The following is a 22,391-nucleotide window of genomic DNA, read 5'->3' as shown; positions in this document are numbered from 1 at the left end:
AGTTTTTAAGAAAGACAAAATTACTCAATTCCCGCCTTAAAATACCCTACGCTTTGAGTTATTTAGCGAATAAAATCCTGTTTTTTATCAAATCCTGCCCTTCAGGTAATCCTGTCTCACTTCCTCATCGAGCTTTTCAATGGCATATCTCAGGCTTGTTCTCGGCATTTCCTGATAATGCTTGTTCAGAAAATTAACCAGTTCCGTTTCATTCTTCTCCCCCATTTCACGAAGCAGCCATCCGTTTGCTTTATGCATCAGATCGTGGGTATGCTTCAGGTTTTTGATCACGAATTCCTTGGTGAGTTCAAAAGATCCTTTTTTCACATAATGCATCGTTCCTACCACAGCAATTCTTTTGTGCCACATTTCTTCAGAATCCGAAAGATTTCTCAGCAGTTCCTCTTTTCCGTTCTCGAAAGCATACCTGCCTAAGATTTTATAACAGCTTGAATCTACCAGATCCCAGTTATTCACATGTGGAAGATGATCCAGATAAAACTGAATGATCTCTTCTTTTACAGCTTTATCCTTCGTTTTTTCGAATTTAGAGATCAGCATGAAAAGCGCGGTAAGCCTGTGTTCGTGGTATTTTGAAGATAGCAGCGTACTTAAATCCTGCAGGCTTATTTTTGAATAATATTCTTTGGCTACAGACCTCTGGTCCGGAACTTTAACACCTAAGAACAGGTCTCCTTCTCCATATTCCCCTTTTCCCGTTTTGAAAAATCTCGGAAAGAACTCTGCTTTTTCAGGGATAGAAAGTACCGCCAGTGCTTCTTGTATTTCTTTAATTATAGTGCTCATGCAGATGTGTTATTTTATGAAGTTTAATGATTTTTTTAACCAATTATGATGGCATTTTAAGCATGCTCGTCCACAATACTCTCCTGCTCTTTTTCTTCTTTGGCAATCGCATTGGGATTGGCTACCTTGGCAATGGTAAGTCCCTGAACAATAATAGAGAATACAACTACACAGTAGGTTATACTCAGAATAATTTCACTGTATTCACTTTTAGGGATAGACATCGCCAATGCAATAGAAACCCCTCCGCGGATTCCTCCCCAAACCAGCACTTTCACCGTCTGCGGGCTGAATCTTGTTCTTAAGGACATGAATTTCGTAGGGACCCATATGGAAATAAAACGGGCAATTAAAACTACTGCAATTGCCAGTAAACCGGGAACCATGAAGTGCTTCAGGTCTTTGATCATCAGGAGTTCAAATCCGATGAAAAGGAATAATACGGCATTCAGGATTTCGTCAATTAATTCCCAGAATTTGATGAGGTAATCCTGGGTAATGGATTTCATTTTAAATCTTACATTGAAATTCCCCATGAATAACCCTGCAGCAACCATCGTCAGCGGTCCGGAAATATGCAGCTGTCTTGCGATAAGATAGCCTCCCATTACCACAGAAAGGGTTACCAGAACGGAAATAATATAATCATCTACCTCGCGCATCAGCCTGGAAGTTATCCATCCGAGCAGAACACCAAGCAGGATTCCTCCACCGGCTTCTTTCATTAAAAGCAATCCGATGCTTTCAACACCCAGATCTACTTCTTTCCCGATAGCAAGCTGCATCACAACTGTAAAAACCACTACAGCCATACCGTCATTGAAAAGAGATTCCCCGGCTACTTTCGTTTCCAGTGATTTGGAAACATTGGCCTGTTTCAGGATACTCAGAACAGCAACCGGATCGGTAGGCGAAATAAGCGCTCCAAAAACCAGACAATAGATAAACGGAAGCTGAATTCCCAGGAAAGGCAGCAGGTAAAACATCCCGAATCCCACTATAAATGTAGAAATAACAACCCCTGCTGTTGAAAATACAAGCACAGGCCGGAACTGCTCCTTGAGATCGTTGATATTGATATGGATTCCACCCGCAAAGAGAAGGAAATTAAGCATGGCGCCCATCAGAACTTCAGTGAAGTCTATACTGTTCATCAGCTTGTTAAGATGTCCAAAAGTTCTTGGGAGCACCGTTTCTCCAAACATTACCAGAAAAATGGAAACTACAATGGCAATTACCATGATTCCGATGGTACTCGGAAGTTTCAGAAATCTGTAGTTAAGATAGGCAAAAATCGATGCTAATACTATTAAGGCTGAAAATGAATAATATAACTCCACTAAGTGTTTTTTTTAATTAATCTTATAGGTTTAAATAAAGTATTTTAATGTACAGCTTACGCCCTTCTTTTTCCCAGATATCAAACATGCCGTCTTTGGTGGGTTTTGATCCTCTTGTGTAATCTTTCCCGATATTCAGGATGTTCAGGAGAATATACTCGTCCCCGACGGAATTCACCAGATAGGCTGTTTTCTCGGAGGTTCCGTCCCCGGAATTTTTTATTCTTTCAGTAAGTAAACGGAACTGGTTCAGATGATGCATGAAATTGGTTCCGTCTTTCTGGGAATCATAGGCCCTGAGAAGGATGAGAAGAATATCCAGGTTGGTAGGGTCTTTATCATAAAGAACTTTGCCCAGTTTGATGCATGCTTCAAAATTACCTTGTTTAAAAGCATCTGCCAGCCCTTTGAAACCGTCATCAAGCGTTGAAACCTTATCATCCCTGAAATTTCTTCCATAGTAAAGGTATTGAGCTTCAATACTGTCCAGGGATTTTGGATATCCTTTGTATTTAAAGATCAGTTTCTCGTAATTGTAAGGAGAATCTGAATTTTTAAGGCTTTTCTCAATGTTTTTTAAATCAATCTTAGATTTCTGGCTGAACCCAAAAACCGAAAATAAAACCAATAACAGGAAAAAGTGATATTTCATTAATCGTTGTTTTCTTCTTCCTCATCGTTGTCGAAATACTCGAAAAGGAAATCATTGTACGGGAATCTGGAGATATGGATCTTCATTACCTCATCATAGATCATTTTCTTCATTTCCGGGAAATTTTCTTTTGTTAAGGCAGAAATGAAAACAGTCGGGTACTTGGATTTGGCCATCCAGGTTTTTTTCCATTCTTCCAGGGAAATATTCTTTTTTGTAGCCGGAGTAAGATCATCTTCATCTTTTCTGTCGTAGCTGAAATCATCAATCTTGTTAAAAACCATGATCATTGGTTTCTGATGGGCATTGATCTCCATTAATGTCTGGTTAACAGATTCTACCTGGTCTTCAAAGCTTTCATGGGAAATATCCGCCACATGAATCAGTAGATCTGCTTCACGAACCTCATCCAGCGTAGATTTAAAAGATTCTACAAGCTGCGTTGGAAGTTTTCTGATAAATCCTACAGTATCCGTAAGTAAAAACGGTAAATTTCCAATAACTACTTTTCTCACGGTAGTATCTAAGGTTGCAAACAATTTATTCTCTGCAAAAACTTCAGACTTGGAAAGTGCATTCATCAGCGTAGATTTTCCTACGTTGGTGTAGCCTACCAAAGCAGCACGTACTACTTTTCCACGGTTGTTACGTTGGGTAGCCATCTGTTTATCGATGGTTTTCAGCTTTTCTTTTAACAGGGAAATTCTGTCCCGGATGATACGACGGTCAGTTTCAATCTCTGTTTCTCCGGGCCCTCTCATCCCGATTCCCCCTTTCTGACGTTCAAGGTGGGTCCACATCCTCGTAAGACGGGGCAAAAGATATTGATACTGAGCCAGTTCAACCTGTGTTCTTGCATAAGAGGTCTGGGCTCTCTGGGCAAAAATATCAAGGATAAGATTGGTTCTGTCCAGGATTTTTACCTCTATTTCTCTTTCGAGGTTTTTAAGCTGGGAAGGAGATAGTTCATCATCAAAAATAATGGTTCCGATCTCGTGTTCCTTTACATATTCTTTTATTTCCTGCGCTTTTCCGCTTCCGATAAAGGTTTTGGAATCCGGCTGGGTTAATTTCTGAGTAAATCGTTTTTGAACTGTTGCGCCTGCTGTAAAAGCTAAAAACTCCAGTTCATCCATATATTCCGTAAGCTTATCTTCATCCTGATTCTGGGTAATAACCCCTACTAAAACTGCTTTTTCGTAATTATGTTGTTTCTTTTCTAGCATTAATTTCTGTCTATGTTTGTGATTTTCACAAGATACCAATTTTCAGGAAAAAAAACAAAATCATTTTTTAATCCGGAGGTATTTTAATGTTAATTTAAGTTTACAATACTGTTCATTTGTAAAAAATCAATATCTTTATAAAGCAGATTTTCAAATAATAAACAATTAAAATTGTAAATTCTGCAAAAAACTAACACCAAGATCATGAATTCCCATATTAAATGTATGATTATTGATGGGGATGAACTGGACAGGCTGGTTCTTCAGCATCATATCAGACAATATGACAATATAGAAATTATTGCGTCTTTTAACTCGGCGGAAAAGGCTATCCCTTACCTGGAATTTCCGATAGACCTGCTTATTTGCGAGACTGATCTAAGCGGAATAAACGGATTGGAATTCAGGAAACTAGCTCAAAAAATACCGGTCTGTATTTTCATAAGTTCTCATACTGAACTGGCTGCAGATGCTTTTGAACTTGATGTACTGGACTTTATCGCAAAACCCCTTAAACCTGAACGCCTCCAGTATTCTATGGAAAAAGTCTTCAGTTTTTTTGAAATGAAGGAGAAATGTGAATGTTTAGACGCACTTCTTGGCGAAAACTGTCTTAAAATAAAAGAAAACGGCAATATCTCCCAGGTCAGGCTCACTGATATTCTTTATCTTGAAGCTTTAAAAGATTATACACGGCTTGTTACACATGAAAAAAAACACTGTATCCTGGATTCCCTGGGAAATCTTCTTCATAAAAGCTTTTTCGGCTCTTTTATAAGGATACACCGAAGCTATGCCGTTCCCCGCCACTTCATCCGCGGAAAAAACCGGCATGAAATAGAACTGATCCATAAGATCAAGCTTCCCATAGGCAGAACCTACAAAGGAAATCTTTCTTTTCTTGACCCTTAATCATTGAATACCAACATTTTTGCAATAAAATGTCGTTGGTCGATTTTTTTTGACGTTAGTCTATTTTCCTTCAATCCGGTTTCGATATGTGGTAATTTAGTGTTCACAAATTTTCGCCCGAAAGTTTGTATAACCAATTAATAACCACAAAATTATTTTACATGAAAAGAACATCTATTCACTGCTTCTTTCTCATTCTGTTTACCTTTTCCGTCAGCCTTCTGAATGCTCAGTCGGCAATTCTGACCACGGGAACGAATGCATCAGCAGGCAACGGCTCGGTTTCTTACAGTGTAGGCCAGGTAGCCTATCTGTACAAAGGAGTAAATTCCGAAATACTGGAAGGCCTACAGCAAGGCTATGAAATTACAACACTCTCTGCCAGCGAAACCACATCAAAGCAGGAAGGCATTTTACTTTATCCGAATCCTACCAGAGATTATCTGTATATAGATTTCTCTGATGTTCCGTATAAAGGATCGGAATATCAATTGTTCGACGCTCAGGGCAAACTGATCAAAAAAGACATGATCTCACAGCCAAAGTCCGAACTTAATCTTTCTTCTCTTCCGTCAGCGGTCTATATCATCCGCGTTAACCAGAATGGGGAAAATCTAAAAACATTTAAAGTCATAAAAAAATAACGCCATGAAAAAAATATTACTATCACTGGGAATTATGCTGGGCCTCTTTATGGGGCACGCACAGGCCCCGGAAAAAATGAGCTACCAGGCTATCATAAGAAACGGATCCGGCCAACTACTGGCCAACCAAAGTATAGCTATTAGAGTAAGTATACTCCAGGGTTCACCAGCCGGAACACTGGTTTATTCTGAAAGGCTAACCGGAAATACAAACCCTAATGGACTGATCAGCATGGAAATAGGAACAGGAACCGTCCTTTCAGGAACTTTCTCCACCATAAATTGGCCAACAGGAAGTTACTATCTAAAAACTGAAACCGACCCTGCCGGAGGGACTAATTATACTATAACAGGAACAAGCCAATTGCTAAGTGTTCCTTATGCCATGTATGCCAAATCTGCAGGCGGAACCGGCGGAAGCTTCGTTGTTCCTTATACCAACACAGTAAACAATGCTTCTACATTATTTTCTCTGATTAATGACGGGGACGGAACTTCTGTAGAAGGAGTTAACAATACAACTACTTCCAGCATTGCCTCAGTTCGCGGAATTGTAAATAATACAGCTCCGGGCGGATTTTCCAGTGCCGTTCGCGGTATCAATAATGGAACCGGTGGCCTAGGTATTGGCGCCTGGGGAAGCCAGAACGGGAGCGGATGGGGTGTTTATGGGGTTACTCCTAACGGCCTCGGAGTTTATGGAAATTCATCTGCAAACGGAACCGGGGTTTATGCAAACAGCAATACAGGAACAGGTCTTACGGCTACCAGTAATAATGGAATTGCAGCAAGCATGTCTATTTTCAATAATGCCAACAGTAATAATGTCCTCAATGCCAATACAGTCGGAAACGGAACAGTTATTAATGTTTCTTCTTCCGGAAATGGTGCAGGTGTTTTCAGCTCAACAGGCAGCGGATTTGCTGTACACGGGATTGCCTCTGCACAGACATCTGCAGGTATTATTGGTGACAATAGCGGAGCTGGTGAAGCAGTAGTGGGCAGAACCACCAGTGATATTGCCGGAGCTGTAGTAGGGAGAAATGATGGTGGCGGTTATGGTGTAAGAGGCTTTGTTGCCACCAATACAACCGGAACAGCCGTAGGTGTTCTGGGCCAGGTAGGATTAAATAACAGCAAAGGACGTGCAGGACGTTTTGAAAATTTTAATGCCTCCAATGAGATCAATAATGTATTTGAGGTAGAGACTAACGGTAACGGAAATATTCCGGATAACACTCAGGGCAATGCAGCATCTTTCCTTGTTGACAACACAAATAGTGTGGGAGCAGCAGTAAGAGGTGAAGTAAATACTATTTTCGGAAATTTTGGTGCAGCAGGTATTTTTGGGATTTCATCAGGAACAGGAGGACGGGCAGGATTATTCTATGCATCAAACCCTACTGGAAACGGAGCAGCATTAATTGCTTTAACTGATGGAAACGGAAATGCCATCACTGCCAATGCCGGTAAGGACGGAAACGGAGTTGAAACCAATATTGACGGAGCAGGAAATGCCCTGTATGCATGGGTACCTTCTTTTGCAACCGGACGCGCAGGCAGATTCGAGATTTTCAATGAAGACAATACAAGCGATGTAATATCTGTAAAAACTATTGGTAACGGTACCGCAGGTAACTTCATAGTTAACCGTACTACCGGTACTTCGCCTGCCGTAAAGGGTGAGGTGAATTCTATGTTTGCCAACTTCGGTACTGCAGGGGTGTTTGGTCTTTCATCTGGTACAGGAGGATACGGAGGATTATTCTATTCCTCTAATGCCAGCGGCAACGGGCCAGCCCTACTGGCCCTTACAGAAGGCAATGGAAATGGTATTACCGCCAATGCCGGAGGTAGTGGTGATGGTATTGAAGCATCATGTGATGGAACCGGTAATGCGGTCTCAGGCTTTATTCCTAATTTTGGGACTGGTAAAGCCGGTAGATTTGCCAACTTTAATAATGCCAACGGGCAGCCTGTAGTACATGTAACGACTACCGGTACAGGCTCTACACTGCTTATTAACCATCAGGGGCCATCAGGTAATATTTCAGTATTTCAGAGTGCTTCAGTAAACGTAGCCCGTATTAATAAAGCAGGAAGAGGTTTCTTTAATGGCGGAACCCAAACCAGTGGTGCAGACGTTGCAGAAGCCTTTGACGTAGAAGGAAATACTTCGGAATATGAGCCTGGAGATATTTTAATTATCTCAACAGATTCAGACCGTACAGTAGAAAAGTCTTCCAAACCTTATTCTAACCTCGTAGCCGGAGTTTATGCAACAAAACCAGGCGTGCTTCTCACTGAAGAGAATATAGATTCTGAGCTTACAGGAAAAGTTCCGATGGGCGTTATTGGAGTCATCCCTACAAAAGTTTGCCTTGAAGGCGGTAAAATTAAAAGAGGAGACCTTTTAGTTACTTCATCAAAAGCGGGAACAGCCATGAGAGCCAATCCTAAAAAAGTGAAAATAGGGCAAGTGATTGGCAAAGCGCTTCAGGACTACGACCAAAACTCTATTGGTACAATTAAAGTATTGGTAAACATTAAATAAATCATCATGAAATCACTATATATCATCGCGTTTTTAGCAGTAAGCATATCTGTTTATGCTCAGGAAAACAAGAAAACTCCGGAATCTGAAGATCAGGCACAGGTTGTAAAACAGCTCAGAGAGAGGGAGGCTCAACTTGCAAAATCAGCACAGGAAAATGCTCCCCAAAAGCAGACTGTAACCACATTAGCCTCAGAACAGGGGCTTGAAGTAAAAAAACAGGACACAAAAGCTCCAGCTTCTACTTCAAATAATGCTTCGGGAAAATTACTGCCCAATACGGCAACTTTAGCTGAACTGAAAGCTTCAATTCCCAACAGACAGGCAACCAGAACCGGCACAGTACATTCTAGGAACACAAATAGCAACGTTGTAGGTCTTCCTAATACGGCAACCCTGGAAGAAATAAAGAAGACTATTCCAAAAAACTGATAACAAAACCAGATTTCAAACAGAAAGTCCGCTCCAGCGCGGACTTTTTATTTTTTCAAGATTCAATAACTTATTTACATCTTTAAATTTTCGTTCCAGAATGTATTTTTTAGTCCCAATCTGCAGCTACAAATTTCATAGAATTTCCGCTGTTATCGGATAATGTAAGAAAATGCCCATCTACAGAATAATGATTCATTTTGTCAAATTTTTGAATAAAAGCATTTTCCAGATCCATATTCTGACAGGCTTTCAATGTGCTCCCAACTCCTGAAATCTTTATTTTTCCTCCATTTTTAAACCCGGAAGTAAAAAATATACTGTTACATCCCATATTAGCTTTACCCTTAATTTTCCCTTTCTCCATATTGCCAGTGAGATTAATTTCTGCCTTATTTTTAATCAGCTCATCTTTAGAAAATGCATCAAAAGAAACAAGCATCCATTGTCTCTGAAGTCCCGGATTTTTTTCCGGAACCGAAGAACATCTGATTACGGTTCCTAAAAGTAAAATTGCAAAAAAAGACAGGAGTATTTTTTTCATACGGTTTATCCTCCCATTTTCATACCATTCCGGAACAGAATATCGTAAAAATTAGTAAATTAGCGACACAAAAATTTTTTATAAAATGAAAAGACTATTTCTACTGTTCACTTTCTTACTTGGCTTTGCTCAGATGAGGGCGGATGAGGGGATGTGGCTGTTAATGCTCATCAAAAGACTTAACGGGGTCGATATGCAAAAAGAAGGACTGCATTTGACACCTGAAGAAATTTATTCGGTAAACAACTCAAGCTTAAAAGACGCTATTGTGAGCTTCGGAGGCTTCTGTACCGGAGAAATTGTTTCTGATAAAGGACTTATCTTTACCAACCACCACTGTGGTTACGGTGCTGTTGCAGCAGCTTCCACTCCGGAAAAAGATTATCTGAAAAACGGATTCTGGGCTATGAAGCAGAAAGATGAATTCAATGCAAAAGATCTTTATGTAAGATTTTTAGTTAGAATGGATGATGCTACACAGAGAATCAATTCCAAGCTAAATAACAATATGACCGGGGCAGAGAGAAAAGCAGTTATTGATGCTGAAACAAAAGCAATCCAGACTGAAAACTCTGAAAACGGGAAATATACTGTAGTGGTAAAAGATTTCTTCAACGGAAACGAATTTTACTATTTCGTATACCAGGATTACAAAGATATCAGATTGGTAGGTGCACCTCCTTCATCATTGGGTAAATTCGGGGGTGATACAGATAACTGGGAATGGCCAAGACATACTGCGGATTTCACAGTATTCAGAGTATACGGAGATGCAGCAGGCAACCCTGCAGAATACGCTCCAAGCAATGTTCCGTTGAAGCCTAAGCACTTCCTTCCGGTTTCTCTTAAAGGAATCAAGCCTGGGGATTTTTCTATGATCTTAGGGTACCCTGGAAGAACAAACCGTTACCTTACTTCTTACGGAATCCAGCAAATGGTAAACAAAGACTATCCGGCTTGGGTAGAAGCTTCCAAACTGGCTATGGACGTTATGAAAAAGTATATGGACAAGGATAAAGCAACTCAGCTTAACTATGCTTCCCAATATGCTTCTGTAGCAAACTACTGGAAAAACAGACAGGGAACTATTGATGCCGTAGACAAAAACGGAACCATCTCTGACAAACAAAAGATTGAGGATACTTACAGAAAATGGTCTGCACTACCTGGGAATGCTGAATATGATGGTGTTTTAGAAGATATCGGAGCATATTACAAGCAGGTTTCAGACAGAAATGTTGAAAGAAACTATGCTACACAATTCTCAAGAAATGCAAAATACATCACTCTTGCCCTACAGGTAGGATCTGTACTTAAAGCTTATGCTGCACAGGATATGCAGGGAAGACTGGCAATGAAAGCTAAAACTGAAGCTGCCATCAAAGCTGCTTATGAAAACTTCAACCCGTCTCTTGAAGGAGAAATGCTTGCTTCTATGGCCGGACTTTACCAGTCAAGAGTAAAAAATAAAGAAGTGGCATCTCCTACTATTTTAGAATTAGACTCCAAAACGCTTTCTAATGTAGCTTACTCTTCAATTTTCGCGAACAAGACTTCTGCTACGAATTTCTTACTAAGCCCGGACGCATTGAAACTTGATGCCGATCCGCTCTGGAAAATCGCAAACGGAATTGTTACCGATCAGAAAATGATGACAGAGAAATATTCGAAGGTTGATGATAACTTCAGCAAGAACAACCGTTTGTTCTTAGCCGGATTAATGAAAGCTATGCCTGAGAAAAAATTCTATCCGGATGCTAACTCTACCATGAGATTAACTTACGGAACTGTAGATAAACTTCCTGTTAGAAATGACAGAAACTACTTTGGTGTTACTGACAACTATTATACTGATATGACAGGTCTTGTAGGAAAATACAAGAAAGGTGATGAAGAATTCGATCTTCCTCAGAGAGTGATTGATCTTTATAACCTTAAAGATTTCGGACAGTATGCTGATGCTGCAGGATATATGCCTGTAAACTTCCTTTCCAACAACGATATTACAGGAGGTAACTCCGGTTCTCCGGTAATTGACGGGGACGGAAACCTTATCGGTATTGCGTTCGACGGAAACAGCGAAGCATTAAGCGGTGATATCGTATTTGAACAGGATTGGCAGAAAACAATCAACGTAGATGTGCGTTTTGTTCTCTGGACTATCGACAAATATGCAGGAGCAAGAAGACTGGTTGATGAATTAAAGCTTGTAAGAGGAGAAAACACACCTCCTGATACAAAAACTAAAAATTCAGGAACTACTCAAATGCCTAAGAAAACAAAAAAAGTAAAATAATCTTTTCTGATATATTTTTTAAAACCGTGAATTTACGTTCACGGTTTTTTTATTTTTGAATATTAATTCTTTATGATGAAACAGAAAATAGAATTTACCGGAATTATAAAGCAAAACGGAGACATGAATGCTGCTTTTGTAGAGTTTCCTTTTTCTGCGGAAGAATTGTTTGGTAAAAAAGGACAGGTAAAAATTAAAGCTATATTTGACGATAAAGTGGAATATCGCGGCAGCCTTTCTAAAATGAAATCCGACTGTCATATTTTAGGTTTAACCCAGAACATACGAAAGCAACTGGGAAAAAGTTTCGGGGATGAGGTTTCTGTAAATCTTACTGAAGATAAAGAGGAAAGAACCGTAGAAATTGCTGATGATATTGCTGTTGTATTTAATGAAAACCTTGAAGCAAAGTCTTTGTTTGATAAAATGAGCTATACCCACAGGAAAGAATACATCCGCTGGATCGAAGAAGCCAAGAAACCTGAAACCAGAGAAAACAGAAAGATCAGGATGATTGAAATGATTTTGAACGGGAAAAAGGGAGTTTAGTTAAACTCAGAACTCTAAATAAAAGAGTTCTGAGATAATAGTTTACATCATACCTGCATTATCATTTATAATGGCTACATCTAAACTTTTAGTACAGCCTCTGCAATTTATCAAAAATCTAATTTTTAATTCCTTTTTTAGAAATTAATTTATTGGATTGTGTGGTAATTGTAATGAGGTAAACTCCTTTTTGTAGTGTAGAAGTATTTATTGCTGAATCTTTACCCTTCAAAACCAAGCGTCCACTTTCGTCGTAAATCTCTATAGATTTTATTTTTTCTGAAGTTTTAAAATTCAACTCATCGTGAAAAGGGTTTATAAACTGAAACAATTCTTTTGTTTCCACATTTTCCTGGGTAGAAAGTGTTGATTCACCAATAATATATCTAGAAATTTTGTTGTCAAAAAAGGCATATAAATAATTATCTTTAATTAGAAAAATTAATTGTTCAAATGGATCAAGATCTTGAAATATATAGTGAAGATTATTATTAATTGTAATTGGATTCCCTGAATAATCATACCCCCTAAACTCAAATTTTTCTACTCCATTTGTATCAACAAAATGAAAAACCAAAAAAACATAATCCTCATATAAGATAGGACTATTTTCCGTAATCTCATATTGATCCCCATTAAGTATATGAGAAGCAGGATAGTTTATTTCCCCATTTATTCCAAAACTACTATCTAAAATACCAGCAGCGTTAGTACGGGTAATTTGCCCATCTGTAGAATTATAGGTATTATGTATAAATAAATTATTGCTTTGAGGAACAAATGAACTTCCATAATAAATTTGGGGAAGTGTTAATGTACCAAAAAAATATGAATAGCCGTTTTGTCCATAAGACAAATCTAAATTACCTGTGGCTATATTTATTTTTCTAATGTATGGGAGTTGATTATAAGAACTGTACACAACTTCATACAAAAAATTTTGATCAAAATGTTTAAGATCTCCATGTTTATCTAAAGTAAACTCTAATGATGGATCAAGAGCTACAACTCCATTATTTCCATAAGTTGTATCTGGAGCTCCTGTTGGTAGATATTTTTTTATATTTTGTGGATTTCTTGATATTATTTTACCATCTGGAAGAATTATTTTATAATGCGATAAATAATTGTCGGCTAAAGGAGTATTAATATTTCCAAATCCTGTATCTTGCAATCCATTAGAAAAATATTTTTCTCCCGAATCCAAATAAAATTGATTTGCGTCTGCATAAAAACTAAGAAAACGATAATCTGTTGTTGGGGTTGTTGGGAAAGTAACCTCTCCATTAGTTCCAAATGTTGTATCTAAGCTCCCATTATGGTTAAGTCTGGAAAATTTTCGAGTAGCATCATAAACTGGTTGATTAATAAACAGTTTATCACCTTGAAATGTTGGTGTATTGTAATGAAATAGTTGATAAGAGGAAGGATTGCCTGTACTTAATTGTACAATACCATTATTTCCGAAACTTAAATCTTTTGTGAGGGTAATTTGTGCGGAACATAATGCACAAAAAAAGGCGAAGCCTGTTGTGATAATTTTTTTCATAAAAATGTGTTTTTCGTAGCAAAAATAGTATTTTTAATTAAAGTCACCAAAAGGTGTCTAAAACCTTTTCTTACGAAGCCGATTTTAACAGTTGAAAAAAATATTCTTTTATTTCTTCCCTTTTTTAAGCCTTTATAATAGATTTTTAATGATTTTCTGTCTTTGGGGTTCGACTTCTGCCACGCCCTGGAACCTGTGACCGCTCTACATAACTATCCCATCGCTCTTTTTGCTGTTTCCTGGCCTTTAACTTCGGAAAAATCAAATGGAAAATCATTCATTTTTTCCTGAAATTCTTTTCTCATGTCCAGTATAATTCTTTCGATAGGTTTTATTTTCCGGCTTTATACTCAATAATTGTTTTTTTTAAGAGTTATCAGAATTATACATTCCAAAATTCCCTGTCCAGGCTTCTATACTGTATGGCTTCTGAAATATGATGGGAAAGAATATTTTCTGTTCCTTCCAAATCAGCAGCGGTTCTGGCAACTTTCAGGATACGGTCATAGGCTCTTGCTGAAAGATTCAGTTTTTCCATTGCCATTTTGATGAGGTTCATAGAGGTTTCATCCAAACTGCAAAACGCTTCAATTTCTTTAGGACCTATCTGAGCATTATAACTGATATTGAGTTTTTTATATCGCTCATTCTGAATACTGCGTGCTTTCAAAACACGCTGCCTTATATCTGAACTTTTCTCTCCTTTTCTTTTTTCTGCCAACTGTTCAAATTCAACTTTCTGTACTTCGATATGAATATCAATCCTGTCTAATAGAGGCCCGGAAAGTTTATTCATGTATCTCTGCATTTCATAAACAGATGAAGTATTCCCCGGATCATCCGGAAAAAAACCGCTGGGACTTGGGTTCATAGAGGCAACCAGCATAAAACTGGCAGGATAATTTACGGTGAATCTGGCCCTGGAAATTGTTACTTCCCGGTCTTCAAGAGGCTGCCTCATTACTTCCAGAACTGTTCTTTTAAATTCCGGCATTTCATCAAGGAATAAAACACCATTGTGTGCAAGTGAAATTTCTCCGGGCTGGGGATAACTTCCCCCACCTACCAATGCCACATCCGAAATGGTGTGATGTGGTGATCTGAAAGGCCTGACAGTCATGAGAGAAGTTTCCGCTCCCATTTTACCTGCTACAGAATGTATTTTTGTTGTTTCCAGGGCTTCTTTCAATGTCAAAGGAGGAAGAATGCCGGGTATTCTTTTGGCAAGCATGGTTTTTCCGCTTCCGGGTGGTCCGATTAAAATGATGTTATGTCCTCCCGCCGCTGCTATTTCCATTGCTCTTTTTGCTGTTTCCTGGCCTTTAACTTCAGAAAAATCAAACGGAAAATCATTTATTTTCTCCTGAAATTCTTTTCTCGTGTCCAGTATAACTTTTTCGATAGGTTTTCCTTCGTTAAAAAAATCAATGACTTCTTTGATATTTTCTATTCCATATACATCCAGATTGTCCACAATAGCAGCTTCCCGGGTATTCTGCATGGGAAGTATAATTCCTTTGAAGCCTTCTTCCCGTGCCTGAATGGCTATAGGCAGTACCCCTTTTATCGGCTGCAGGCTTCCATCAAGGGAAAGCTCTCCCATAATAACATAATCGTAGATATTTTCGGCACGGATCTGATCTGATGCGGCAAGAATGCCTATAGCAATGGAAAGATCGTAAGCAGCTCCCTCTTTCCTGAGATCTGCAGGAGCCATATTAATGGTGATTTTTTTACCGGGAATTTTGTAACCCACATTCTTCAGTGCAGCAGAGATCCTGTAACTGCTTTCTTTGATGGCATTATCGGGAAGCCCTACAAGATGATACCCCACTCCTCCGGTGTCTACATTCACTTCAATGGTAATGGTTTGCGCAGCTACTCCGTGGATGGCACTTCCATAAATTTTAACTAACATGATTGGTGTTTTTGGTAAAAATAAATAATATCTTATTTTAAAAAATCGGTTTTTATATGGACAATTTTCCGGTTTAAAATATACTTTAGAAGAAATTATTCGTAAAAGAGACAAGCCGATACAGAATGTTTCTGCACCGGCTTATCAGTGATTAAAAAAAACTAACTAAGGAATATAAACCATTTATTTCTTTATGAATTTGTTCTTATAGGTATGTCCTCCTGAATCTTTTGAAATAATGATATAATTTCCGGGAACGAGCCTGCTTACATCAACAGCATCATTAAAACGGTGTTCTTTTTTCTGCAGAACCATTTTTCCGGACATATCAATAATCGAAATTTCTTTATAAACCTTATCGGATTCTTTTCCAATATAAAGGAACTGTGCCGTAGGATTGGGGTACACTTTCAGGCTATTCTCCTTACGTTTCGTTTCATCTGTTCCCAGGCTGCAGAATTCCCAGCTCCCGAAATTGACTTTTACAAAGTTTCCGGTTCCCAAAAATTCACACTGATCCGGACAATACGCAGTACAGGCATAAAATCCATATTCTCCCGATTGTGTAGCAATGTAAGAATCTCCCGTTACTCCATTAATGATACATGGATCCCCGGCAGAAGGGGGTGGACTGCCGGGAATACACCTGTACCAGACATGGGTTCCGTACAGATCCGGAAAGGCATCATCAAATTTTACGGAAGCACCTGTACATACATTGAGCTCTCCTGCTCCTACAATCTCAAAAGTTCCGGGCGTCATTGTGCTGATCATTGCAGGAAGTGCATACACAAACCCGTCTGCCATTACAACAGGACTTTCTGCGGTACAGTCTCCCTGTGTAACTACTACTTTAAAATAATAAAGCTGATCGTCATTTCCATTGATCGCGAATGTTTGTGAAGTTGCCCCGGGAATTGCAGTCCAGGGATTGGTATTAGGCGTTTGCCAGGTCCATTCCTGTTTGTACCACTGGTATGTTCCGGATGTTTGGGTAGAAAGTATTTCTGTTTCGGTATTGCAGAACAGTATTTTATCCGGAAACTGTACGCCTAGCCTGGGGCTTGTAATAGTAGGATTGCACTGTGCTTTCATATTCAGTAAGGGCATGAAAAGGAGAGCCAAAAAAATAAGTTTGGGTTTCATATATAAATATTTAATGGTTGGGCGGTATTAAAAGGGTATCAGTCTAACAAAATCCTGATCCCGAATTTCATATTGAAGTTTAAAGGTTTTTCTTTATAAATGGTATTGAGCTGACTTTCATTTTTGAAATGATAGCCAATCCCCGGCTCTGCATATATACCGATCTTATCAATAATTTTCACCTGCAGCCCTACTGCTGAATTCACTGAAAACTGCACTGGTTTAACATCAATGCGTTCTTCCTGTGTTTCCTGTACCTCATCATTTATTATATATTGTGTCTTAAGCTTTCCTGCCACTGCTTTTTCTGCAAGTATTCCCCCGGTAACGTATCCTGTAAAGCGTCCTTTTTGAACTACATTGTAGTTTACCTGCACCGGAATGCCTATATAATGAACACTCTGGTCTCCTTTTATATAATTTGAATTGCTTCCTGAGTGAAGCTCAGAGGTAAGTTTGGTATAATTAATTCCTGTACCTATTCCCCATTTTTTTCCAATGTTATAATACATGGATACTCCAAATGTTACGGGAACTTTATGTCTTATTCTTGCTTCAACTTCTTTGCTCTGGTTAGCCAGCAGAACTTCTGTAACGGGATCAGTTTCCGTACTGGCGATTAACACATCACTAAAAGTCATGGGACTTCCGCTCATAGAGGTATAACCTGGGAATTTCTGATCTGAAGAGTTCGGGGAAACATTTCCTGTAAGCATACTCAGCATCCATTTTTCAGGCTGTTGAACTAAAGCTTTAGGTTTATCATGAGCAGCATATTTTTCCGGAAGATTATTTTCATTTCCGTCAAAAATTTCCCGGGATTCCTGTTCTTTTTCCGGCAGCGGATTCTCATTAACTGAAGGTGGACTATAAAAAGGCAGTTCTTTTTTGGTTAAAAGCTCTAAGCCGGTTTCTTTTTCTATGAATTTTGATAATGCTTTTCCGTGATCAGTTATTTTTCTGCTAAATACATTTTCTAGAACAGTATTGATACTGTTTTTATCTTTCCATATTTTTTCCTGAATACTATATTTTTTACTTTCTTCTGTATTGAATTGTTCTTCTGTATTTATTTTCAGTGATTCTGTGATATTTTTGTCTCTATCTTTAATTTTACCATTTTCGGAGTTTTTTGTTATTTTAACCCCTGGTTTATCTGAATTCATTTCCTGTAAAAGCTTTCCCGTAAAGAACAGCATAACAATTGCCGCCGCAATTCCTCCGACACGAAACCAGAGAGAATTTCTTTTATCTGCAGAAACAGGTTTACCGTCTTTTTCATCATCCGTTCCAAGCGGCATACTTCCGGCAATTCCGTTTTCTTCCTCTCCGGAAAAAAGTTCATCTTTAATATCTTCCCACAGCCCATCCGGAATATCCTCTTCGTGGTCTTCCATTTTCCTGTGCAGATCATTCAGCCACTGATTATTCATATTGTGCTTTTTTTGACATTTTAAATTCTTTAATTTTCCGGATCAGCAGTCCTTTTGCCCTATGCAGCTGAGAGGCGGAAGAATTCTCTGCTATTCCTAAAAGCCCGGCAATTTCCTTATGGCTTTTTTTCTCAAATACAAACAGATTAAAAACAGTTCTGTAACCATCCGGAAGCGATCTTATCATTTTCATAATGGCTGCCTGTGGAATTTCATCAAGATCAGGCTCTTCATCATTGGGAATATCCGGAAACTCCGTGAGGTCATCATTGATTGTTATGCCGGAATGCTGTCTGATATGCTTTAAAGCCTCGTTTACGGTAATGCGGATCATCCAGGCCTTCAATGAGCCATTTCCTCTGTATTCAAATGTTTCTATAGAGCGGAACATTTTAATAAAGCTGTTCTGAAGAACATCATGAATATCATCTTTCCCCGAAAGATAACGGGAACAGACCCCGGCAAGATTTCCGGAATAGTTTCCGAAAAGTTCTTTCCAGGCAGCTTCTTCTTTTGTGAGAAGACGCTTTATCAAAATCTGCTCCTTGTTTTCTTCCATGTATGGCTGAGATCCGGTGTAACACCGATTAAAATTTTAAAGCAAAAATAGACTGCATCCGGCAAACCACAATCTATTGTTTATATTATTATGTATATCAATTCGTTTTTATACAGTAAGGAAAATTATAGTAAACAGGCTCAAACGGACTCAATACCGTCCCATTTACAGTGATCTTTTCTGCCGCAAGGACAAACCTTAATGTATGATCCAGTCCTATAAAATAACCTTTCTGCATTGCGGTAATGGTGACAACTGTTTTTTTATTCACTCCGTCTACCGGGATCTGAAGTTCAAGATCTTTAGGTGAGAAAGTAAGTTCTACCCAGTTTTTTTCTGCGTTTAAAACAGATTTATAATTAAGATTATATTTTACTTTTCCCATTGCTGTAAGGGCATCCTGCACTTTTACCGGATCTTTTACAACTGCTGTTACTATTTCTTTCAGAGGAAATTCCGGAAATGCAAGGGTATCTTTTTTCACTTTGAAATCCACAATCTTCTCTGATCTGAGTTCTCCCCGTACTGTAATCAGTCTTCCTTTATAATTGCCGCTGACATCTTCCAATTTTACCGGCGGTACTTCTATCCTGTCCTCATTCATACATGAGAACAGGGAGAAGATAACCGAGATGACCAAAACAGCGGTAATAACTTTAAGTACTATTAAATTCTTCATTTCATTATTTTTTTAACATTAAACATTAATTGTAGTGAGTACTCATCTGTAAAATCCGGTTTTTTGGAAATCTTGCATGGGATTTTGGAAAAAGGAAGGAATTTTATTGTAATGTTCTGGTTTTCTGTGGATAAGATTTCATATTTATTTGGAGTAAAAAGATGAAACAATCAGTTTATGAAGCCTTTTTTTGTAGAAGTAAGGATTTTTTCTTGTAAAAAATAAAGTATGGAGGAAAGTTTAGCTGAATATAAAACTTAAGGCCTATAATATTTCTTTTTAAAGATAAACATCATCAATAAATAATTCGTATTCTCCTGAATTTCAAAACAAATTATCGTAAATTTAGTATTTGTAAAAACAGTGTTTTCCCCCTTTTATAAAGTTAAGCTGTTACCTAATTTTGTTTTATAAAATTAAATACCATAAAAATGAAAACTCCTACTTTATTAAAAACAATGAGCCCACTTTTTGCTGTGCTTATCTTAAGTTTTTGTATGTTAAGCTGCACGCGCTGCTCCGAACCGCCTAAGGAACCTGTAAGTGACAGTTATAAAAAGAGATTGATAAGCTACCGTGAAGGCAGGGTTCTTTATGATGAATATTCCCGGACTAACAACATGATTCTTACCAAATACAGAAACGGAGAGCCGGATTCGCGCTGGTACTGGTTTTCTGTAGAGGATCTGGAAGGATATATTCAATATGTAAAAGAAACTGCCAAAAAGCAAAACCTGAAAAATCCGGGGATCAGGATTTATATGGGAAAATACCCTATAAATCATCCTAAAAACAAAATGGCAAAACCGGAATACGCCGGCTATCAGACTATATTTTTGGTGCCTACTTCTCAAAACCAGGGAAAGGACAGTACCAGAGTAATGTCCAGAATGATGAGATCATCAAACGAGAATACAGATGTACAGTCTATGCAATCCCTGAATATGACCAATCTGGCTCCTCCTCCTAAGGTGTCCACAGCAGAGATGCAGTAAAAGGTAAAGTCATGAACTGGAACATAGAAACAGGAAAGCAGATAACTATGGTCATATACGTTGTGGTAATGGCCCTGATGATGATTAAATACAGAAAAATCGGGAAAGAGAATTTATTTTTTATTACAGCCTATATATTGTCTTCCCTGATTGATATTTTTTGTTATTTCCATTTTAAATCTACCAACAGGTCTACCGAGATGTTTTATGTGATTGGCTTTTTAATGATTGTATTTTTCATGTACCTGTTGTATTATTTCCAGTTATTGTATTGGCCTGTTCTTAGAAAATTACAACTTCTTTTATTGATCCTTTTTATCGTCAATATTGTTGTAATGTTTTATACTGAGGATGATCTTCTGCATCATTTTTCCTTTAATATGCTGTATGTTGATATCCTCTTGTTACTGTTTTCCATTATTTTATTTCTATATCAGACCTTTAATTCGGATAAAATACTGGGACTCAATAATTACCTGCCATTCTGGATTTCAGTCTCCCTACTGATTTTATTCATCGGAAGTATTCCTATTTTATATTTCAGGACAACGGTTTCAGAGCATATTTATTTTTTTATTTTATTTATGCTTAACCTTATCAGTAACGGAATACTTATGTTAGGATTATTTTTGAACAGACAGGACAGGCTCAGATAAACATTCTTTTAAAGTATGGAAGAAAATAATTTGGTTATTACCTTTACAATTACTTTACTTATTGTCGTTTTGATGATGATCTTTATCTATGTGGTTTTTATCAAAAAGAAAACAACCCTACTGATCGCACAGAAAGAAAAAGACATGCGCTTTGAAAAGGAACTGGCCACTTCGCAGGTAGAAATAAAGGAGCAGACATTAAACTATATCGGGCAGGAGCTTCATGATGATGTGGGACAAAAGCTTTCTGTGGTCCGTTTACGGCAAAACCAACTTGTTTCCAAGCTGAAAAATACAGAAAAAGAAGAACTGAATGAGCTTAGTGAACTTCTGGGAGAATGTATTCAGGACATCAGAAATTTATCCAAAACATTAATTACTGAACAGATCATTCATTTCGGATTGACGGAATCCATCGAAAGAGAGGTAAAAAGGATACAGAAGCTGAAATTATTAAAGATAGAATTCATTACCCAGAAACAGGATGTTGATATTTCTCCCAAACATGGCTTGATTCTCTTCAGGATTATCCAGGAAAGCATCAATAATATCTTAAAACATTCCAGGGCCAAAAATGTATCTATCCGGCTGGAAGATGACCATGAAATTTTACGGATCAGTATTTCAGATAACGGAAAAGGCTTTAATACCTCCAAAATACAGGACGGTTCCGGATTGAAGAATATGGAACTGAGAGCAAAACTAATCCATGCAGAATTTTCCATACAGTCGGAACTTGATAAAGGAACACAGACTTCAATAACCTATTATAAACACTTAACATGAAAACTATTCCCATAGCTATCGTTGATGATCATACTTTGATGTCTAAGGCATTGGAAAATATGATCATGGAAAACCCTCAGTACAGTGTAATCATGAATCATCCCAATGGTGAAGATTTTATTGCCGCCATAGAAAAAGCGTCAGAATTACCTGCAGTTGTGCTGATGGACATCAATATGCCCTATAAAAACGGTATAGAGACCACCGAATGGTTAACCGAACATCGTCCCGATGTAAAAGTAATTGCCCTGACTATGGAAGATGATGAAAAAGTTCTCATCAAAATGCTGAAAGCGGGAGCAAAAGGCTACCTGTTGAAAGATATGCAGCCGTCTATCCTTTTCCAGGCAATAGATACTGTATTCGATAAGGGTAGCTTTTATACAGATTTTGTTGCCCAGAAATTACTTAAGGTAAAATCAGAAGACATCAAAAATGCGTCCCTCCTTTCCGAGTTAAAAGACAGGGAAAAAGAATTCATAAAATGGGCCTGCAGCGAACTGACTTATAAAGAAATAGCGGATAAAATGTTTCTCAGTCCCAAGACCATTGACGGTTACAGGGATTCTGTTTTCATGAAACTGGAAATAAAAAACAGAGTTGGCCTGGTTCTTTTTGCTTTAAAGCATGACTTATGCTAAATTGATATTATCAAATTATTAAAATACGATATTTACGGCCTTCACGATCCGGCAGATTTTTCAAATCTGCCGG

Annotated in this window: 21 protein-coding genes; 10 read left to right on the top strand and 11 right to left on the bottom strand. The window is 38.1% G+C overall.

The window, feature by feature from the left end:
* Nucleotides 1-87 precede the first annotated feature (87 nt).
* Genes HNP36_RS12335 through hflX form a run of 4 tightly spaced genes read right to left on the bottom strand, consistent with a single transcriptional unit; the run spans nt 88 to nt 4,025 of the window.
* On the bottom strand, nt 88-807 hold the full coding sequence (locus HNP36_RS12335) for a DNA alkylation repair protein (RefSeq protein WP_184163825.1): 720 nt from the start codon (nt 805-807) through the stop codon (nt 88-90).
* A 56-nt stretch (nt 808-863) separates the two neighbouring features.
* On the bottom strand, nt 864-2,147 hold the full coding sequence (locus HNP36_RS12330; RefSeq protein WP_184163820.1) for a cation:proton antiporter: 1,284 nt from the start codon (nt 2,145-2,147) through the stop codon (nt 864-866).
* Nucleotides 2,148-2,169: 22 nt separating this feature from the next.
* Nucleotides 2,170-2,799: a DUF4919 domain-containing protein gene (locus HNP36_RS12325; RefSeq protein ID WP_184163817.1), complete on the bottom strand. Its 630-nt coding sequence runs from the start codon at nt 2,797-2,799 to the stop codon at nt 2,170-2,172.
* On the bottom strand, nt 2,799-4,025 hold the full coding sequence (hflX, locus tag HNP36_RS12320) for a GTPase HflX (RefSeq protein WP_184163814.1): 1,227 nt from the start codon (nt 4,023-4,025) through the stop codon (nt 2,799-2,801). Before hflX ends, HNP36_RS12325 begins: the two co-directional genes overlap by 1 nt.
* 204 nt (nt 4,026-4,229) lie before the next feature.
* Between hflX and HNP36_RS12315 the strand changes: the two genes are divergently transcribed.
* The 4 genes from HNP36_RS12315 to HNP36_RS12300 all read left to right on the top strand — a co-directional run bounded on the left by HNP36_RS12315 (nt 4,230) and on the right by HNP36_RS12300 (nt 8,567).
* Nucleotides 4,230-4,937 carry a LytR/AlgR family response regulator transcription factor gene (locus HNP36_RS12315; RefSeq protein ID WP_184163810.1) on the top strand — a complete coding sequence of 236 codons (708 nt, stop codon included), beginning with the start codon at nt 4,230-4,232 and terminating at the stop codon, nt 4,935-4,937.
* A gap of 161 nt (nt 4,938-5,098) precedes the next feature.
* Nucleotides 5,099-5,581 carry a T9SS type A sorting domain-containing protein gene (locus HNP36_RS12310; RefSeq protein ID WP_184163807.1) on the top strand — a complete coding sequence of 161 codons (483 nt, stop codon included), beginning with the start codon at nt 5,099-5,101 and terminating at the stop codon, nt 5,579-5,581.
* A 4-nt stretch (nt 5,582-5,585) separates the two neighbouring features.
* Nucleotides 5,586-8,135: a beta strand repeat-containing protein gene (locus HNP36_RS12305; RefSeq protein ID WP_184163804.1), complete on the top strand. Its 2,550-nt coding sequence runs from the start codon at nt 5,586-5,588 to the stop codon at nt 8,133-8,135.
* Between the two features lie 6 nt (nt 8,136-8,141).
* Nucleotides 8,142-8,567 (top strand): hypothetical protein, encoded by a 426-nt coding sequence (locus HNP36_RS12300; RefSeq protein WP_184163801.1) that lies wholly within the window; start codon nt 8,142-8,144, stop codon nt 8,565-8,567.
* Between the two features lie 109 nt (nt 8,568-8,676).
* On the opposite strand, the gene HNP36_RS12295 is transcribed toward HNP36_RS12300, so the two are convergent.
* Nucleotides 8,677-9,111 (bottom strand): META domain-containing protein, encoded by a 435-nt coding sequence (locus tag HNP36_RS12295; protein WP_184163798.1) that lies wholly within the window; start codon nt 9,109-9,111, stop codon nt 8,677-8,679.
* A gap of 85 nt (nt 9,112-9,196) precedes the next feature.
* Between HNP36_RS12295 and HNP36_RS12290 the strand changes: the two genes are divergently transcribed.
* Entirely contained in the window at nt 9,197-11,407 is a 2,211-nt protein-coding gene (locus tag HNP36_RS12290; RefSeq protein WP_184163795.1) for a S46 family peptidase, read from the top strand.
* Nucleotides 11,408-11,482: 75 nt separating this feature from the next.
* Entirely contained in the window at nt 11,483-11,956 is a 474-nt protein-coding gene (locus HNP36_RS12285) for a DUF1905 domain-containing protein (protein WP_410494183.1), read from the top strand.
* Between the two features lie 118 nt (nt 11,957-12,074).
* Here the strand turns inward: HNP36_RS12285 and HNP36_RS12280 are convergent, their stop codons facing one another.
* From HNP36_RS12280 to HNP36_RS12255, 6 genes are all read right to left on the bottom strand, one after another.
* A complete protein-coding gene (locus HNP36_RS12280; RefSeq protein ID WP_184163789.1) occupies nt 12,075-13,505 on the bottom strand; it encodes a T9SS type A sorting domain-containing protein in 1,431 nt (476 codons plus the stop codon).
* 382 nt (nt 13,506-13,887) lie between these two features.
* Complete coding sequence (locus HNP36_RS12275; protein WP_184163786.1) at nt 13,888-15,423, bottom strand: YifB family Mg chelatase-like AAA ATPase; 1,536 nt, start codon at nt 15,421-15,423, stop codon at nt 13,888-13,890.
* 183 nt (nt 15,424-15,606) lie between these two features.
* Nucleotides 15,607-16,569: a T9SS type A sorting domain-containing protein gene (locus HNP36_RS12270; RefSeq protein WP_184163783.1), complete on the bottom strand. Its 963-nt coding sequence runs from the start codon at nt 16,567-16,569 to the stop codon at nt 15,607-15,609.
* Nucleotides 16,570-16,607: 38 nt separating this feature from the next.
* Complete coding sequence (locus tag HNP36_RS12265; protein ID WP_184163780.1) at nt 16,608-18,002, bottom strand: outer membrane beta-barrel protein; 1,395 nt, start codon at nt 18,000-18,002, stop codon at nt 16,608-16,610.
* Nucleotides 17,995-18,561 carry an RNA polymerase sigma factor gene (locus tag HNP36_RS12260; RefSeq protein ID WP_184163776.1) on the bottom strand — a complete coding sequence of 189 codons (567 nt, stop codon included), beginning with the start codon at nt 18,559-18,561 and terminating at the stop codon, nt 17,995-17,997. Before HNP36_RS12260 ends, HNP36_RS12265 begins: the two co-directional genes overlap by 8 nt.
* A 97-nt stretch (nt 18,562-18,658) precedes the next feature.
* Complete coding sequence (locus tag HNP36_RS12255; RefSeq protein WP_184163773.1) at nt 18,659-19,240, bottom strand: DUF4840 domain-containing protein; 582 nt, start codon at nt 19,238-19,240, stop codon at nt 18,659-18,661.
* Nucleotides 19,241-19,698: 458 nt separating this feature from the next.
* On the opposite strand from HNP36_RS12255, the gene HNP36_RS12250 reads away from it, so the two are divergent.
* Genes HNP36_RS12250 through HNP36_RS12235 form a run of 4 tightly spaced genes read left to right on the top strand, consistent with a single transcriptional unit; the run spans nt 19,699 to nt 22,318 of the window.
* On the top strand, nt 19,699-20,235 hold the full coding sequence (locus HNP36_RS12250; RefSeq protein ID WP_184163769.1) for a hypothetical protein: 537 nt from the start codon (nt 19,699-19,701) through the stop codon (nt 20,233-20,235).
* An 11-nt stretch (nt 20,236-20,246) separates the two neighbouring features.
* Nucleotides 20,247-20,891, top strand: coding sequence for a hypothetical protein (locus HNP36_RS12245; protein WP_184163766.1), 645 nt, complete (start codon nt 20,247-20,249; stop codon nt 20,889-20,891).
* Nucleotides 20,892-20,906: 15 nt separating this feature from the next.
* Nucleotides 20,907-21,677, top strand: coding sequence for a sensor histidine kinase (locus tag HNP36_RS12240; RefSeq protein WP_184163763.1), 771 nt, complete (start codon nt 20,907-20,909; stop codon nt 21,675-21,677).
* Nucleotides 21,674-22,318: a response regulator transcription factor gene (locus HNP36_RS12235; RefSeq protein ID WP_184163760.1), complete on the top strand. Its 645-nt coding sequence runs from the start codon at nt 21,674-21,676 to the stop codon at nt 22,316-22,318. Before HNP36_RS12240 ends, HNP36_RS12235 begins: the two co-directional genes overlap by 4 nt.
* Nucleotides 22,319-22,391: the final 73 nt, after the last annotated feature.

The organism is Chryseobacterium shigense, from assembly GCF_014207845.1.
Classification (GTDB): Bacteria; Bacteroidota; Bacteroidia; order Flavobacteriales; family Weeksellaceae; genus Chryseobacterium; species Chryseobacterium shigense_A.
This window is presented reverse-complemented; position numbering and strand designations above follow the sequence as displayed.